This is a genomic window from Polynucleobacter sp. UB-Tiil-W10 (assembly GCF_018881605.1).
Lineage (GTDB): Bacteria > Pseudomonadota > Gammaproteobacteria > Burkholderiales > Burkholderiaceae > Polynucleobacter.
In genome coordinates this window covers 1,083,053-1,099,860 of record NZ_JACVPZ010000001.1, presented here as the reverse complement: position 1 = coordinate 1,099,860, position 16,808 = coordinate 1,083,053, and the positions used below count along the sequence as shown (strand labels likewise).

Genomic DNA, 16,808 nt, shown 5'->3' with positions numbered 1-16,808 from the left:
TAAATAAGCCCTAATATAGGGGCTATGCAAAAAGCTCTTGTTTGGCTCCGCCGTGACCTCCGTCTATATGACAATGCTGCGCTCCACCACGCCCTCAAGGAGGGTAAGCAGGTATGGCTTACTTTTGTCTTTGATACCGATATCCTCAATCCCCTGCTGAAGGGTGAATTAGATGTTAAAGGATTCAAACCGGACCGTCGTGTTGACTTCATTTGGCAGGGCCTGAAGCAAATAGATGATGAGCTCCGCAAACAGGGGGGTGGACTCATTGTTCGCTTCGGCAAGCCTACTGAGTGCATTCCCGTAATTGCTAAAGAATTGGGTGTTGAAACTGTTTTCACCAATCATGATTACGAGCCTTCAGGGATAGCAAGAGATGAAAGCGTTAAGTCATCCTTGGAAAAACTGGAAATACATTTTGAGAGCTTCAAAGATCAAGTGATTTTTGAGAAAAAGGAAATTCTGACCAACTCCAATACTGTCTTTTCTATCTTTACGCCGTACAAAAATAATTGGCTTAAAACTCTCCAAGAAAAAGATCTCGCTGCGTATGAGTGCAATCCAAAGCCTGGACAGCTTGCTCCGATTCCTAAAAAATTAAATCAAGCATTTCCCTCTCTTGAATCCATGGGCTTTTGCGCCACAGGTATTGAAAGCTACCTTCCACCTGGCTCTGAAGGTGGTCAAGCCTTTTTAGAAGACTTCTTACCGCGCATTGATCAATACCAAATTGGTAGAGACTTTCCCGCGATCAAGGGAGTAAGTTATCTATCGACGCACTTACGCTTTGGCATGCTGTCTATCAGAGGTTTGGTGCGCGAGGCCCATCGACGAATGCTAGCAGGAAGTATGGGCGCAACCATTTGGTTAAGTGAATTGATATGGCGTGATTTTTATTTCATGATTCTTGCTAATCATCCGCGCCTAGCAAAGGGTGCATCTTTTAAACCGGACTATGACAATATCGTTTGGGAATCTGGCCCGAAAGCAAAGAAACTATTTTCCGCTTGGTGTGAAGGTAAGACTGGCTACCCGCTAGTTGATGCAGCAATGCATCAACTCAATCAAAGTGGCTACATGCATAATCGTTTACGTATGGTAGTAGCGAGTTTTTTAACAAAAGATTTAGGAATAGATTGGCGCTGGGGTGAAGCCTATTTTGCCGAACATCTTAATGACTTTGAGCTTTCTTCCAATAACGGCGGCTGGCAATGGGCCTCCTCATCGGGTTGCGATGCTCAGCCTTATTTCCGGATCTTTAACCCCATCACCCAGTCAGAAAAGTTTGATCCAGAAGGCAAGTTCATCAAACGCTATCTGCCACAACTGGAAAAACTCTCCAAGAAAACCGTTCACGCCCCATGGAAAGCCGGCCATATAGAGCTAGAGGCAGCTGGTATCAGCCTTGGAAGAGATTACCCCCTGCCAGTAGTTGATCATGACGAGGCACGTAAGAAGACTTTAGTGCGCTATAGCGTTGTGAAAAAAATCACTTAGCACTAGCTATATCCCCTGATTTCCGCTTTAAGATGAGATATGAGCAAGATCTATGCTGTAGGTGATGTCCAAGGCTGCGCACCTTCATTAAAAGCCTTAGTCAAAAAACTCCCACCGAAATCCAAAATGATTTTTCTGGGGGACTTAGTCAATCGTGGACCTGACTCATTAGGCGCATTAAGACATTTAAAAACTTTGCAAGAGTCTGGACGCGCTGAGTGCATCTTAGGCAATCATGACTTGCATCTTCTGGCGATTGATGCCGGTCTCCGAAAAACAAAAGGGCTTGATACCGTTACACCCATCTTAAATGCCCCTGATCGTGCAGAACTCATTGACTGGATTCGAAAACGTCCCATGGCACTTAGTAATGGTAAGGTACTCACTGTTCATGCAGGAGTGCTACCGCAATGGGATCTACAACAAACTATTGAATGTGCTCAAGAGGTAGAGAAAGCATTGCGCGGTAAATCTTATAAAACCTTTTTAGCCAATATGTATGGCAATATCCCCAATAAATGGAGCAACTCCCTAAAGGGACATGAGCGCTTACGAGTGATTACTAATGCTTTAACCAGAATGCGTTTTTGTAGCCCTACTGGTCAAATGGAGTTTGAAAGTAAAGAAGGTTTAGAAGATGGCCCCAAGGGTTATACCCCTTGGTTTATGGCGCCCAATAGAAAAACGGCCGACACCTTGATTTACTTTGGACATTGGTCCACATTAGGTTTGCTACGTAAACACAATGTTATTGGCCTAGACACTGGCTGTGTTTGGGGCGGAAAACTCACCGCCCTAGAAATTGCAGACTCCAATAAAGACAGTAAAAAACTAGCAATCATCCAAGCAAATGGCTATGACCATCCGCTACGCATGTAAAAAATAGAGTTTTTAGAGCTTCTTAAATGAATTTTCTGCGGCAGCAATAATCTCATCAAGCACAGCGTTGTCATGTGCAATAGAGGTAAAGCCAGCTTCATAAGCAGACGGCGCTAAATACACGCCTTCATCCAACATCAAGTGGAAAAATTTCTTAAAGGCATCAATATTGGTTTTAGTCACCGCTTCATATGAGGCCGGAACCTGATCCGTAAAGTAAAAACCAAACATACCGCCTACGCTGTCTACGGAAAAAGGAATATTGTTTTTATCAGCAGCTGCTCTTAAACCAGCCATAAGCTTTTCTGTCTGACCAGTTAAACATTCATAGAAACCTTCTCTAGAAATAATCTCCAGAGTCTTTAAGCCTGCTGCTACAGCTACCGGATTTCCAGAGAGAGTTCCAGCCTGATAAACATTCCCTTGAGGGGCAAGCTTAGACATGATTTCTTTCTTTCCGCCAAAAGCCGCCATTGGCATGCCACCACCCATGACCTTGCCCAAGCAAGTTAAATCAGGAGTAATTCCTTGTAAAGATTGAGCGCCACCTAAAGCCACTCTAAAGCCAGTCATGACTTCGTCATAGATCAGTACAGCGCCATACTTACTGGTGAGAGATCGAATTGCCGCCAAAAACTCTTTAGGTGGTTGAATTAAATTCATATTACCGGCGATTGGCTCAATGATGACTGCAGCAATTTGATCGCCCTGCTTTTTGAATACTTCTTCAATCGCAGCAACATCGTTGTAAGGCAATACCAAGGTATGCTTCACCAAATCCTGCGGAACGCCTCCGGAAGATGGCGCATTTTGGGTGGAGTCAGCAAAAGTAAGTAAGCCTGATCCCGCCTTTACCAACAAGCTATCGGCGTGACCATGATAGCAACCCTCAAACTTAATAATCAAGTCACGACCAGTGTAACCACGCGCTAAACGCAAAGCGCTCATCGTCGCTTCTGTTCCACTAGATACCATGCGCACTTGTTCAACACTTGGCATGAGGGCACATATACGTTCAGCTAGCTCAATCTCGCCTTCAGTAGGAGCGCCATAACTAAAACTAGTCTCGGCAGCTTTCTGCACCGCAGCCACCACTTCTGGATTTGCGTGGCCCACAATCATGGGGCCCCAAGACATAATCAAATCGATGTAGCGCTGATCATTGGCATCCCAAAAATAAGGGCCCTTGGCTTTAGTAACAAAACGCGGTGTTCCACCCACTTGACGAAAAGCCCTCACTGGGGAGTTGACGCCTCCAGGAATTGTCTTTTGTGCGCGCTCAAACAGCACTTCGTTTTGATTTACTTTTGCCATTGTTGTTTTTACTTAAATTGCCATCATTTCAAAGTCTTCTTTACGAGCACCACACTCAGGACAAGTCCAGTTCATTGGCACATCCTTCCAAAGAGTTCCGGGTGCAATGCCTTCATCCGGCAATCCAGCAGCTTCGTCATAGACCCAGCCACAGATTAAACACATATACGTTTTAAATTCCATTACTTTGCTCTCCGCCTATAGATTACTAATCTCAGCTCATTCTCTTATTTTAAGGTTTTATGCTTATATTGGTCAGGCTTAAGCTGGTCGCTTGGCATGCATCTCAAACTTAAATAAACGACACTCCAAGGGACCATTAAAGAGGGGTGTACGTTTTGATTCTTTGATGCGCAGTTGACCTGGTAGCGCCATATCTGCCGTAAGCACAAAGATATTCCAGCCACCAAAATCATCTTTGAGATGCTGTCCAAATTGACGCAAAAATTCAACAAACTTGGGATCTTGCTCTTCCTGAGCCTGCAGCTTTTTCAATGACTCCCGACTAGAGCGTTTAGCGCTTTGACGACCTGTCTCCAAGTTGAGCTCAAAACGATTATCTGGCTCCTCAATATCATCATGACGAATCTCTTGACTAGATCGATCCTGACCACGCCCACCCTTAATCACCAGTCGCTCGCCGTATGGTGGATTTAATAACATCACACCTTCGCTAATATTGCCCGGTGGCTTTGCAGCTAAAGCGTCGACCTGACGTACCACCGGTTGGTCTGGTAATTGTGCTCTTTGCCAGTTGCCCTTAAACATAGATACTAATTTCTCATTAATATCACCGCCAGAAATTTTTAATGCCTCAACACCAGGATACTGCTTACGTTTTTCTAGCATCAGCGCAAGAGCAGCTTCTTTCAAACCCAACCAATGCTGATGCGCAGCAGCGTCATTAAATGGCTTTAGTCGTTGAAATCCAAAACCATCTGCAGAAGTGACTAGAGGGCGATAGGCCAGGCGACTTGGTTTAGCATCGTCGCCATACATGCCTGCACGTATGGCGCCAGGCGGAATAGATAAGGCTATTTGGGCGGCTTCAATTAAAAAAGTACCGCTACCACACATGGGATCAAATAAAGATTGGCCAGGTTTCCAAGCGGTGAATGACAGAATGCCAGCAGCTAAATTTTCTTTTAAGGGTGCATCACCTTTTTCATCACGCCAGCCTCGCTTGAATAAAGCCTCACCAGAGGTATCCAAATAAATAGTTACCTGGGTTGCTGTTAAATGCGCCTGCACTCGTACGTCCGGAAAAGCAGTATCAATACTAGGTCGATCTCCTGTCACGTCACGTAAACGATCAACAATTGCATCTTTAATTTTGAGAGTTGCAAAATTTAAACTTTTCAATGGAGAGCGATGCGCCGTCACATCAACTCGTAGAGTTTGCTTAGAAGTAAACCACTCTTCCCACGCTAAACCACTGGCTAACTTATACAAATCCTCTTCTTGTCTATAGGGCGCTTGTGCCATTTGCAATAAAACTCGGCTTGCAATACGCGAATGTAAGTTCAATGCCATCGCTGCAGATAAGGGGGCGGCAAGGCCAACCCCACCAGTGGGGCTAGTTGGGGTCGAGTCTATTACCCAGGCACCTAAAGCCTTGCATTCTGGGCGTCCAGCAATCTCTGCTAACTCCTGGGCAAGCGGCACTTCCAAACCGCCTGGACAAACAACAAAAAATCTCATGGGGCTAACAGTCTTAAAAGGATATTAAAAAATAGGGGTTGCTCTTTACGGCTTAAAGAGCACTAAGGCAACAATAATCACCAATAAGATTACTGGGACTTCATTAAACCAACGAAACCAAACACCGGATCGCGCATTTACACCAGAACGGAATTTCTTCAGCAAGCTTAAACAGGCATGGTGATAACCAATTACCAGGATCACAAAAAATAATTTGGCGTGCATCCAAATATCGCCAGCGCCAATACCGAAGTAAAGCCAAAGCGTTAAACCCAACAAAACAGCTGGTATGGCCAAGATGGTCATAAACCGAAAGAGGCGATCAGCCATACCCAGCAATCGAGCATAAGCCTCAGGATTTTTCTCTTCAGCCAGGTTCACAAAAATTCTAGGCAAATAAAACAATCCAGCAAACCACGAGGTAATCAATACGATGTGAAAAGTTTTTATCCAGAGGTAAGCGTTACTCATATTTAGTGTGTGCAGTATGTTCTATTTAAGTTAAGTACGAATCTCGCCATGACCCATAACGACATACTTCAATGAGGTCAAACCATCGAGGCCGACAGGACCACGGGCATGTAGCTTGTCATTAGAGATACCAATTTCTGCGCCAAGGCCATACTCAAAACCATCCGCAAAGCGCGTACTGGCATTGACCATCACGCTAGCACTATCGACTTCACGCAAGAAGCGATCAGCCTGTGACTTGCTATTGGTAATAATGGCATCAGTATGTTTGCTGCCATATTGCTCAATATGATTCATAGCCTCATCGATATTGGCGACCATCTTAATTGACAAAATTGGAGCCAAATACTCTGTTTGCCAATCCTCTTCCTTGGCATCGACCAAATTCTGAAAGCCGCTGGCCTCGAGCGTCTTGCGAGTCAAACTATCGACCCGAAGTTCGACGCCTTTATCTTGATATATCTTGCAAAGGGTTGGCAATACCTTATTAGCAATCTCTTGATTTACCAACAAGGTCTCCATCGCATTACAAGGAGCATAGCGTTGAGTCTTGGCGTTATCGCATACCTTCACAGCCATTGCAACATCAGCATCAGCATCAATATAGGTATGGCAGATGCCATCTAAATGTTTAATCATCGGAACACGGGCTTCAGCCATCAAACGCGCAATCAAGCTCTTACCTCCACGCGGCACGATTACATCAATATATTGGGTCATTGTGATCATCTCGCCTACAGCGCTCCGATCCGTAGTGGTCACCACTTGCACAGCATCCTTAGGCAAGCCTGCAGTTGCTAAGCCCTCTTGAATAATCTGGGCCAACAAAGTATTTGAATCAATAGCCTCTGAACCACCACGCAAAATCACTGTGTTTCCAGACTTTAGGCACAAGGCGGCTGCATCAATGGTGACATTTGGCCGAGACTCATAAATGATGCCGATCACCCCAAGTGGCACACGCATCTGGCCAATTTCGATTCCGGAAGATTGCTTTTGCAAAGCAGAAATTTTTCCTATTGGGTCATCCAGGGAAACAATTTGCTCCAAGCCCAAAGCCATAGTTTCAATTGTTTTAGGCGTCATGGTCAAACGATCAACAAAAGCAGCATCTTGTCCATTCGCCTTCGCGCGCTCGACATCAACCTGATTCACCTTCTGAATCTCAGTAGATTTTTGACGAACAACCTTAGCGATATGCAATAAGGCTTGATTCTTTTGCTCACTAGATGCGCGCGCCATCGCCCGCGATGCAGTCCGTGCTCGCTTCCCGATGTCTTGCATCATTTCATGAATAGATAAACTCATTTTTAACTCTCTTATTTCTTAACGCAGTAAATTTCCGACCAAACGCAAACCATCCCAAGGGTCTGCTGGCAATTCTGCCGCATACAACCCTTTTACTTGGCGATCTAAGCCCGCAGCAACTTGCATTGCCCTACGCAGCTTGAGGGGCTGAACCCTTCTTAGTGCCGCTGGATATAAACGTTCTTTATTTCCCCAGATCCGGTTGGCTCGCATGAGATTCTGTACAGATTCGCCTGCATCACTTGCTGCCTTCAATTTAGATAGTATCCGAAGCTCTTCAGTTACGCTCCACAGAATTAATACCAGTGGCTCTCCTTCGCCTTTTAAACCATCCAACATGCGATTGAGCCTAGCGAGGTCACCAGAAAGCATGGCCTCAGTTAATTCAAAGACGTTATAACGCGCCACCTTCAGAATAGAAGAGCGAATTTGCTCATCAGATAATTTTCCAGTGGGGTACAACAGGCCCAACTTCAGAATCTCTTGATGGGCAGCAATTAAATTACCCTCCACTTGATCAGCAATAAATTCAAGTGCGCGTTGACCTTCAGGTCCCGCTTCAACCTCTTGATCTTGACGCTTCAATCTGCCAGAAATCCAATGCGGTAAATGACTACGATCCAATGAGTCAATCTGAATAGCCATCCCCGCATCATCTAGAGCGCTAAACCAAGCTGATGTCTTTGTCTTACCATCTAAGCGGGGCAAAATAATACAAACTACTGTATCCGGACCCTCAGGTCCATTCTTTTGAGATGCAATTTGAGTAGCAAACTGCTTTAACGCATCCGCCCCATCGCGACCAGGCTTGCCCGTTGGAATGCGCAACTCCACCCAACGCTTATCACCAAATAAAGACATGGTCTGCCCAGCACTCAATAAAGCACTCCAGTCAAAGCCGCGTTCCTGTAACAACACCTCACGCTCGGTAAAGTTTTGCTTCTTGGCCGCAGCCCTCAGTTGATCCATTGCTTCCATCATCAATAGCGGCTCATCACCACTAAAAACATACAATGGCAACATGGCAGCACTAGAGTTCAAAGACTTTAAGTGCACTTGCAAGGCATCCACTTTAACCATGCCTTAATTCACCTCTAGAATGCTCTGACTTGCGGCGCTCTTGCAGCAGCAGCAACGCGACGTAAGATTTGAATAGCTAAATCTTTACGCATTAGAGTTAAGAATTGTTGAATTTGAACATCGGTAGCCAAAACCGTTGAAACCGTGAAGTCCATATCGCGAGTCATGTAAATCTCAGACTCAGGCACAACTTCAGCCCCAGCCAAATCAAATGCTCTAAAGCCAACGCGAATATTGAGTCGATAGGCAGATACCTGACCATTTGAGTTGTAAGCCAAAATCTCGCGGCCATTAATATCATTGGTAATTTCTAGGATGAGATCTGCATCTTTAGGGTTAATGGCTACTTTGGCATCTGTGCCAGTCAAAATTGCCGTCTGCAAATCTGCCCTTAAGGGTGGAGACGGATTCCCTGTAATCGCAATCACCTTGAATGGCAAATCCACCATACCTCGCAAGCGATATCCGCAAGCAAGTAAGCCACTCAGAGGTGCCGCGGCAATTAAACCCAACATTGCACGTCGCAGGTGATTTACGCTCATCGCTTTAGTTTCTGTAAAAGGTTAGGCAACAATATTGACCAAACGACCGGGTACCACAATCACTTTTTTAGGTGCGCCACCATTTAGCACCTTTTGTGCAGGCTCACTTTGCAAAGCTAAAGACTCTACTTCCTCTTTGGTGGCATCTGCAGGCACTTTAATATCGCCGCGTAACTTACCATTAATTTGGAGCATTAAAGTGAGCTCTGTTTGCACTAAAGCTGCCTCATCAACAGAAGGCCAAGGCGCATCCAGCAAGAGGCCAAAATTCTTGGTATACCCAAGGTCTTTCCACAAGACGTGAGTTAAGTGAGGAACCACTGGATAAAGAATACGTAACAAAATACTCAAGCATTCACGCAATACCGGCGCGCTAATGGCAGCATTCTGATCCAACTTAATGGGCTCAAGAATATTGAGCATCTTCATGGCCGCAGAAACAACTGTGTTGTACTGGCGACGCTGATAATCAAAGTTAGCTTGCTTCAAAATCGTATGGACATCGCGACGCAATTCTTTTTCAGCATCACTCAAGTTGTCGGGCAAGTTTTCCGAGGCATCGTGCAATGCGCTTGCTTGACTACTAGAGTACATCCATATCCTACGTAAGAAGCGAGATGCGCCATCCACGCCAGCACCTGACCATTCCAGTTGCTGTTCAGGAGGGGCAGCAAACATTACAAATAAACGCGCAGTATCTGCCCCGTATTGATCAATCAAGGCCTGAGGATCAACACCGTTATTTTTACTCTTCGACATCTTCTCAACACCGCCAATGACAACGGGTGTATTGGAAGCATCTCCGATCAACTTAGCGCCTTGAGGGCGACCTTTTTCATCAAGGTCTAATTCCACATCCAAAGGATTAAGCCAAGTTTTCTTACCCGAAGCATCTTCGGAGTAATAAGTCTCGTTAAGAACCATACCTTGGGTCAGTAAATTCTGAAACGGCTCTTCATAAGTAATGAGCTTGAGATCCCGCATGACCTTAGTCCAAAAGCGCGCGTAGAGCAGGTGCAAAATCGCATGCTCAATGCCACCAATATATTGGTCCATTGGCATCCAATATTCATTACGCTCATCCACCATGGTCTTGGCATTAGGGCCGGTATAGCGCATGAAATACCAAGAGGAATCTACAAAGGTATCCATCGTGTCAGTTTCACGACGCGCAGGCTTGCCGCACTTCGGGCACTTCACATTCAAAAAGTCAGCGCGTTTATTCAGTGGGTTGCCACTACCATCAGGTACACAATCTTCCGGCAACACAACAGGTAGATCTACCTCAGGCACAGGTACTGCACCACAACCTGGATTACTCTCATCGCCACAATGAATAATCGGAATTGGCGTACCCCAATAACGTTGACGAGAAATACCCCAATCACGTAAACGATAGGTAGTCTTCATTTCGCCAATACCTAGCTTTTCTAATTCTTTCGCAACAGCACTCACTGCCTCTTCATGGGATAGGCCATCAAACTGAGCGCTATTAAAACAAACGACATCGTCTTTTTGGGCATACCAATCTTCCCAGCGAGTGGTATTAAACATGGGCGACTCGCCTTTGAGGGCAATGACTTGCTTAATTGGCAAGTCATACTTGAGAGCAAAAGCAAAGTCGCGCTCATCGTGCGCAGGAACACCCATGACGGCCCCATCGCCGTAGGACATCAATACATAGTTACCAATCCAGACCGGTACAGGTTCCTGCGTCAAGGGATGTGTGACATACAAACCGGTAAACATGCCTTCTTTTTCTTGAGTCGCCAAATCTGCTTCGATCACACTACCCGTTTTGCATTTTTCAATGAATGCAGCAAGCTCTGGATTATTGGCGGCCGCCTTAGTAGCTAAAGGATGCTCAGCCGCTACCGCACAGAAAGTAACGCCCATGATGGTGTCTGCACGCGTAGTAAACACATACAAGAGTCCATCTTGAATAAAGTTACCATGATCGTCGGCAATCTCGTGCCTAAAAGCAAATCGTACGCCGTGACTTTTACCAATCCAGTTTTGCTGCATTGTCTTAACGCGCTCAGGCCAACCTAAACCGTCTAAGCCAGAAAGTAATTGCTCTGCATAAGCAGTAATATTGAAGTAATAGCCCGGTATCTCACGCTTCTCAACCAAAGCCCCAGAGCGCCAACCGCGACCGTCAATCACCTGCTCATTCGCTAAAACAGTTTGATCAATTGGATCCCAATTCACTACTTGTGTTTTGCGATAGGCAATACCCTTTTCTAACATCTTCAAAAAGAGCCACTGATTCCAGCGATAGTAATCAGGACTGCAAGTTGCCACTTCACGCGACCAATCGATAGCTAAACCCATCGCAGCCATTTGCTTCTTCATATAAGCAATGTTGTCGTAAGTCCATTTTGCTGGTGGCACTTTGTTCTGAATCGCTGCATTTTCTGCAGGCATACCAAATGCATCCCAGCCCATGGGCATTAAGACGTTAAAACCCTGCATTCGAAGCTGACGAGCCATCACATCATTGATGGTGTAGTTGCGTACGTGCCCCATGTGGAGCTTTCCAGAAGGGTAAGGCAACATTGAGCAAGCGTAGTACTTGGGCTTTTGTTGGCCTAGTGCATCAACTGCATTCTCTGCCACTTGATAGACTTGCGCACTTTCCCAATCAGCTTGCGCTGCCGCTTCAATACTGCGGTGGTCGTAATCCTTACTCATTCTTCGACAACTCTTTTCTTCTATTTTTAATTGATTGACTAATTACTTGCGCAAACCCAAAACATCTTGCATGTCGAATAAACCATTGCTTTGGTTTTGCAAGAAACGCGCAGCGCGCAATGATCCTTGGGCATAGGACTGACGGCTTGAGGATTTATGACTAATTTCTATACGCTCACCATCACCAGCAAATAACACGGTGTGATCACCGACGATATCGCCACCACGAATAGTTGCAAAACCAATTGAACCTTCTTTGCGTTCACCGGTATGGCCTTCGCGCGCATAGACAGCAACATCATCGAGCTTTTCACCTAAAGCATCTGCTATCACCTCGCCCATCTTGAGCGCAGTACCAGAAGGAGCATCTACCTTGTGCTTATGATGAGCCTCAATAATCTCAATGTCATAGCCTTGATTAAGCATCTTGGCGGCAATCTCCAATAACTTAAAAGTCGCATTAACACCAACACTCATGTTTGGAGCAAACACAATAGCTAAATTTGTAGAGGCTCTTTTCAAGCTAGCAATTTGGTCAATAGTCAGACCCGTAGTACCAATAATCATTTTGGTAGCAGTCTTTTCAGCAACAGCCAAATGTGCCATCGTGCCTTCAGGTCTAGTGAAGTCAATTAAAAATTGTGCATTCGCAAGAACCTGAGCGACATCAGAGGAAATAAGTACGCCAGTTTTTTTACCCAAGAACGCGCCAGCATCTTCACCCAATTGTGGGCAAGCGTTATGTTCGAGCGCGCCAACCAATTGTGTATCCGCTGAGTTGAGTACAGCCTCAATCAACATCTTACCCATACGCCCGGTTGCGCCTGCAATTGCTATCTTCATCATTAGTGTCTTCGCTTCTTATTCAAAATTGCTGATGGAACTCACTTCAGCATCAACATAAAAGTAATTTTTACTTTGCTTCACCAGCCTGAGGAATATTGAGAGCTCCTGGACCTAATGGCTGAGGCTGAACATCTGGATCTTTTTTCGAGAAACTAAAAAAATCCCAGAATGAACTACTAGTGGTGGCGGCAGGTATTGCTGCTCCAGCTGGTAAATTATCGGTCTTGCTTGGTACCAGTAATTCTGGCTGCTGCAACGGCGGTGTGACCGGCGGCTTATTGGATCCAGTCATGATGTCCCAAAACGAGCGCTTTGTCTTGGAGTAGTTGTCGATCTCAGCAACCAACTCTATTTCAGTTGGCAATGCATCGCCTTCAAACTTCACCACTTTATCGCCATCAAAAAACACTGTGACGTGTCGCTCTTTGCCAATCGGCTGACCAGAGCGCTTAAATTCAAAAATGTAATCCCATCGATTTGCATGGAAGTAACTCGCCAACAATGGAGTGCCTAAAATTTGACGCACCTGTTCACGTGTCATACCCAACTGCAATTTGGAATACTGTTCACTAGATATGAAGTTGCCTTGCACAACGTCAGGAACATAAGGCCTAAAAACCTTGTTCATCCAAGCGCGTTGAGTTTCATCAACCGCAGACGTGCACCCAGCTACCCCCAGCAAACCAAACAGGGTAAGCGTAACAATTCCTAGTCGAGCAGAAGAAAACGTTCCCCTCAAAACGGGACTCAAAAAACGGGTAAAAAGTTCAAGGCAATTTTGCATGGCTGGCCGTATCATTAAGACATTGATTTTAGCTCCCAATGCCATAAATATGACCCAAATCCCTACCCCTGAAGATTTACGCGATATCGGCCTAAAAGCGACTGGTCCAAGGATGAAAATCCTCGATTTCTTCCACCAAAATGGTGGCACCCACTTTAGCGCCGAAGATGTCTTTATGGCCTTAGCCAAAGAGGACAAAGAAATTGGCCTGGCAACGGTCTATCGAGTGCTGACCCAATTTGAGCGGGCTGGCCTGCTCTTACGTAGCCATTTTGAGTCCAGTAAGGGTGATAGCCGGGCGATTTATGAGCTCAATGAAGGTCAGCACCATGACCATTTGGTATGCATCGATTGTGGCCATGTGGAAGAGTTTGTGGACGAAGCTATTGAAAAACGACAGCGTGATATTGCTAAAAATCTCGGTTTTAAGCTCCAAGAGCATGCTTTGGCGATGTATGGGCACTGTCTGAAGAAAAATTGTCGCAATAAACAGCCTAAATAAGCAGTTTTTAACGCCTTGGGCACAAAAAAAGACCTCAAATTGAGGTCTTTTTTACAAAACTAAGCTTAAAAAGAAGATTTAAGCGTTTTTTAACAACTTTTAGACACTCTTAGCTATTTTTTATCACTTTACAGCCATCAAAGCTTCAGCAGCATTTAGCATCTGCACTGAATAACCCCACTCGTTGTCGTACCAAGCCAATACCTTTACCAATTTGCCATCGGCGGATACACGGGTTTGAGAAGCATCATAAATACTTGGACGCGGGTCATGGTTGAAGTCGATAGAGACTAATGGCAATGTATTGAATCCTAAAATGCCTTTGAGCTCACCTTCACTGGCGGCTTTCAGAATGGAGTTCACTTCGTTCACGCTCGTGGGGCGACTTGCAGCAAAAGTGAGGTCAACGACTGAAACGTTTATGACTGGCACGCGCATCGCAAAACCATCAAAGCGACCTGCCAAAGCGGGAAGAACTAAGCCAACAGCTTTAGCGGCACCAGTCTTCGTAGGGATCATGCTAGTTACAGCTGAACGCGCGCGACGCATATCCTTGTGATACACATCAGTCAACACTTGATCATTTGTGAATGCGTGAATAGTAGTCATCAAACCTGACTCGATGCCAATTTTTTCTAGCAGCGGCTTCACCAATGGAGCCAAACAGTTTGTTGTGCAACTTGCATTAGATACAACAACATCGCTTGGCTTCAATACATTTTGGTTCACGCCATACACAATGGTTGCATCCACATCTTTTTCACCAGGAGCAGAAATTAACACTTTCTTTGCGCCCTGCTCAATGTGAATCATGGCTTTTTCTTTTGAAGTGAACTTACCAGTGCACTCTAAAACTAAATCTACACCCAATTCACCCCATGGGGTTTCTGCAGGATTACGTGTACAGAACATTTTGATACGATCGCCATTGACCACCATGCAATCACCATCAACAGAAACTTCTGCGGGGAAGCGGCCATGCGCAGAGTCGTATTGGGTAAGGTGGGCATTGATGGCAATGTCACCCATCGCATTGATCGCAACGATCTTGATATCGCGGCGTGGCTTGCCGTTTACTTGATCCTCATACAAAGCACGCAATACCATGCGACCGATACGTCCATAACCATTAATTGCGACACGAATTGTCATTTATTTCCCCTTGCTAATATTGAATTTATTTCTTCGCGATGCATTGCTTAACCGTCTTTGAAATTTGATCAACCGTTAAACCAAAATATTCATAGAGCTGTGGCGCAGGTGCAGACTCACCAAAGGTATCTACACCATGTACAGCAGCGCAACCATACTTCCACCAGAAATCACTTACGCCTGCCTCAACTGCGATACGTGGAATATTGGCTGGCAATACCTTTGCTTTATACGCAGCATCTTGTTGATCAAAAACAGTGGTGGAAGGTATCGAAACAATTCGAACTCCCAAACCTTCTGTCTCTAAACGTGCAGCGGTTTGCAATGCAAGCGCAATTTCAGAGCCGGTGGCGATGATGACTGCATCAATCTTTCCAGACTGAGGATCTCGCAAGACGTAACCACCACGTGCGATATCTTTAATTTGAGCAGCAGTTCGAGATACAAATGGGCAGTTCTGGCGGCTAAAAATCAAGGCGCTAGGACCATGTTTACGCTCAACAGCTGCGCCCCAAGCTACAGCACTCTCTGTGGTGTCACAAGGGCGCCACACCATCAAGTTAGGGATCAAACGTAAGCTAGCCACATGCTCAACAGATTGATGAGTCGGACCATCTTCCCCCAAACCAATCGAGTCATGGGTAAAGACAAAAATGCTACGTAACTTCATCAGAGCAGCCATACGCAAAGCGTTTCGACTGTAATCCGAGAAGGTTAAGAAAGTGCCACCAAATGGAATATAGCCACCATGCAAGGCAATTCCATTCATGATCGCGCTCATACCAAATTCACGCACACCATAATTAATATGGTTACCCCATTGATCAGCGCGCACCGCCTTACATGCGGACCAATTTGTTAAATTGGATCCCGTTAAGTCAGCGGAGCCTCCCATAAATTCTGGTAAAGCAGGTGCCAAAGCTTCAATTGCATTTTGACTTGCTTTACGAGTAGCGATTGTCTCCGCCTTTGTCTGGCAAGTTTTCAAATACGCATTTAATGTAGACGAAAAATCTTTGGATAATTCACCCTCCATACGACGCTGTAACTCAGAAGCGAGCTCTGGATATTTAGTTTTGTATTTTTGGAATTCTTTATTCCACTCGTGCTCAGCCGTTTGGCCACGCTTCTTAAAATCCCATGCTGCATAAATATCTTTCGGAATTTCAAATGGCGCATAAGGCCAATTCAGCGCTACGCGAGTTGCTGCAATTTCAGTGGCGCCCAATGGTGAGCCGTGCACTTTATCGCTACCAGCCATATTTGGCGAGCCTTGACCAATGGCGGTCTTGCAGCAAATCAGAGTTGGCTTATCGCTCTTTTTGGCTTTAGTAATTGCCGCTGATACAGCCTCAGCATCATGGCCATCCACATCACGAATGACATTCCAACCATAGGCTTCAAAACGCTTAGGAGTATCTTCGTTAAACCATGAAACAACTTTGCCATCAATCGAGATACCGTTGTCATCCCATAATGCAATTAACTTATTTAGCTTTAGCGTGCCAGCCAAAGAACACACTTCATGACTAATGCCCTCCATTAAACAACCATCACCTAAAAATACATAGGTGTAGTGATCAATGACATTAAGGCCGGGACGATTAAATTCTTCTGCAAGTAATTTTTCTGCAAGCGCCATACCAACTGCATTAGAGATTCCCTGACCAAGTGGGCCAGTCGTTGTTTCTACTCCAGGAGTAATTCCATACTCAGGATGTCCTGGAGTCTTGCTATGCAATTGACGGAAATTTTTTAACTCTTCAATCGGTAAGTCGTAACCAGATAGATGTAGGAGTGAATACAACAACATTGATCCGTGACCATTGGATAAAACAAAACGATCACGATCAATCCAATGCGGATCTGTTGGATTATGTTTTAAATGCTCATTCCAAAGACCAACAGCAATATCTGCCATACCCATTGGCATACCAGGGTGGCCTGAATTTGCCTGCTGTACTGCATCCATGGATAAAGCGCGAATGGCATTGGCCATACGAATTTGAAGGTTTGACATCGTAAAAGTGGTCTCTGG

15 protein-coding genes are annotated in these 16,808 nt (G+C 45.3%); 3 read left to right on the top strand and 12 right to left on the bottom strand.

Features of this window, described 5'->3' with window-relative positions; genetic code table 11:
• Window positions 1-24 precede the first annotated feature (24 nt).
• Window positions 25-1,497, top strand: coding sequence for a deoxyribodipyrimidine photo-lyase (locus ICN33_RS05590; RefSeq protein ID WP_216195222.1), 1,473 nt, complete (start codon window positions 25-27; stop codon window positions 1,495-1,497).
• Window positions 1,498-1,536: 39 nt separating this feature from the next.
• The gene (locus ICN33_RS05585) at window positions 1,537-2,376 is read left to right on the top strand and encodes a symmetrical bis(5'-nucleosyl)-tetraphosphatase (protein WP_216195220.1); all 840 of its coding nucleotides are present in this window, start codon (window positions 1,537-1,539) and stop codon (window positions 2,374-2,376) included.
• A 12-nt stretch (window positions 2,377-2,388) separates the two neighbouring features.
• On the opposite strand, the gene hemL is transcribed toward ICN33_RS05585, so the two are convergent.
• The 10 genes from hemL to ICN33_RS05535 all read right to left on the bottom strand — a co-directional run bounded on the left by hemL (window position 2,389) and on the right by ICN33_RS05535 (window position 13,071).
• Complete coding sequence (gene hemL / locus ICN33_RS05580; protein WP_216195219.1) at window positions 2,389-3,690, bottom strand: glutamate-1-semialdehyde 2,1-aminomutase; 1,302 nt, start codon at window positions 3,688-3,690, stop codon at window positions 2,389-2,391.
• 12 nt (window positions 3,691-3,702) lie between these two features.
• Window positions 3,703-3,873 carry a rubredoxin gene (locus ICN33_RS05575; RefSeq protein WP_071464595.1) on the bottom strand — a complete coding sequence of 57 codons (171 nt, stop codon included), beginning with the start codon at window positions 3,871-3,873 and terminating at the stop codon, window positions 3,703-3,705.
• Between the two features lie 78 nt (window positions 3,874-3,951).
• Window positions 3,952-5,391 (bottom strand): class I SAM-dependent RNA methyltransferase, encoded by a 1,440-nt coding sequence (locus tag ICN33_RS05570; protein ID WP_216195217.1) that lies wholly within the window; start codon window positions 5,389-5,391, stop codon window positions 3,952-3,954.
• Between the two features lie 45 nt (window positions 5,392-5,436).
• A complete protein-coding gene (locus ICN33_RS05565; protein WP_216195215.1) occupies window positions 5,437-5,862 on the bottom strand; it encodes a CopD family protein in 426 nt (141 codons plus the stop codon).
• A gap of 30 nt (window positions 5,863-5,892) precedes the next feature.
• Complete coding sequence (locus tag ICN33_RS05560) at window positions 5,893-7,170, bottom strand: glutamate-5-semialdehyde dehydrogenase (RefSeq protein WP_216195213.1); 1,278 nt, start codon at window positions 7,168-7,170, stop codon at window positions 5,893-5,895.
• Between the two features lie 18 nt (window positions 7,171-7,188).
• Window positions 7,189-8,250, bottom strand: a complete 1,062-nt coding sequence (holA, locus tag ICN33_RS05555; protein WP_216195211.1) for a DNA polymerase III subunit delta — start codon at window positions 8,248-8,250, stop codon at window positions 7,189-7,191.
• A gap of 14 nt (window positions 8,251-8,264) precedes the next feature.
• On the bottom strand, window positions 8,265-8,792 hold the full coding sequence (gene lptE / locus ICN33_RS05550) for an LPS assembly lipoprotein LptE (RefSeq protein WP_216195209.1): 528 nt from the start codon (window positions 8,790-8,792) through the stop codon (window positions 8,265-8,267).
• A 21-nt stretch (window positions 8,793-8,813) separates the two neighbouring features.
• Window positions 8,814-11,486 carry a leucine--tRNA ligase gene (leuS, locus tag ICN33_RS05545; protein WP_216195207.1) on the bottom strand — a complete coding sequence of 891 codons (2,673 nt, stop codon included), beginning with the start codon at window positions 11,484-11,486 and terminating at the stop codon, window positions 8,814-8,816.
• 42 nt (window positions 11,487-11,528) lie between these two features.
• Complete coding sequence (gene dapB / locus ICN33_RS05540; protein WP_216196566.1) at window positions 11,529-12,329, bottom strand: 4-hydroxy-tetrahydrodipicolinate reductase; 801 nt, start codon at window positions 12,327-12,329, stop codon at window positions 11,529-11,531.
• 70 nt (window positions 12,330-12,399) lie between these two features.
• Window positions 12,400-13,071, bottom strand: coding sequence for an outer membrane protein assembly factor BamE (locus ICN33_RS05535; protein ID WP_255530672.1), 672 nt, complete (start codon window positions 13,069-13,071; stop codon window positions 12,400-12,402).
• A 103-nt stretch (window positions 13,072-13,174) separates the two neighbouring features.
• Between ICN33_RS05535 and fur the strand changes: the two genes are divergently transcribed.
• Window positions 13,175-13,618: a ferric iron uptake transcriptional regulator gene (fur, locus tag ICN33_RS05530; protein WP_216196564.1), complete on the top strand. Its 444-nt coding sequence runs from the start codon at window positions 13,175-13,177 to the stop codon at window positions 13,616-13,618.
• A gap of 123 nt (window positions 13,619-13,741) precedes the next feature.
• Here the strand turns inward: fur and gap are convergent, their stop codons facing one another.
• Both gap and tkt read right to left on the bottom strand, forming a co-directional pair.
• On the bottom strand, window positions 13,742-14,770 hold the full coding sequence (gene gap / locus ICN33_RS05525; RefSeq protein WP_216195205.1) for a type I glyceraldehyde-3-phosphate dehydrogenase: 1,029 nt from the start codon (window positions 14,768-14,770) through the stop codon (window positions 13,742-13,744).
• A 25-nt stretch (window positions 14,771-14,795) separates the two neighbouring features.
• Window positions 14,796-16,790 (bottom strand): transketolase, encoded by a 1,995-nt coding sequence (gene tkt / locus ICN33_RS05520; protein ID WP_216195203.1) that lies wholly within the window; start codon window positions 16,788-16,790, stop codon window positions 14,796-14,798.
• Between the last annotated feature and the right edge of the window lie 18 nt (window positions 16,791-16,808).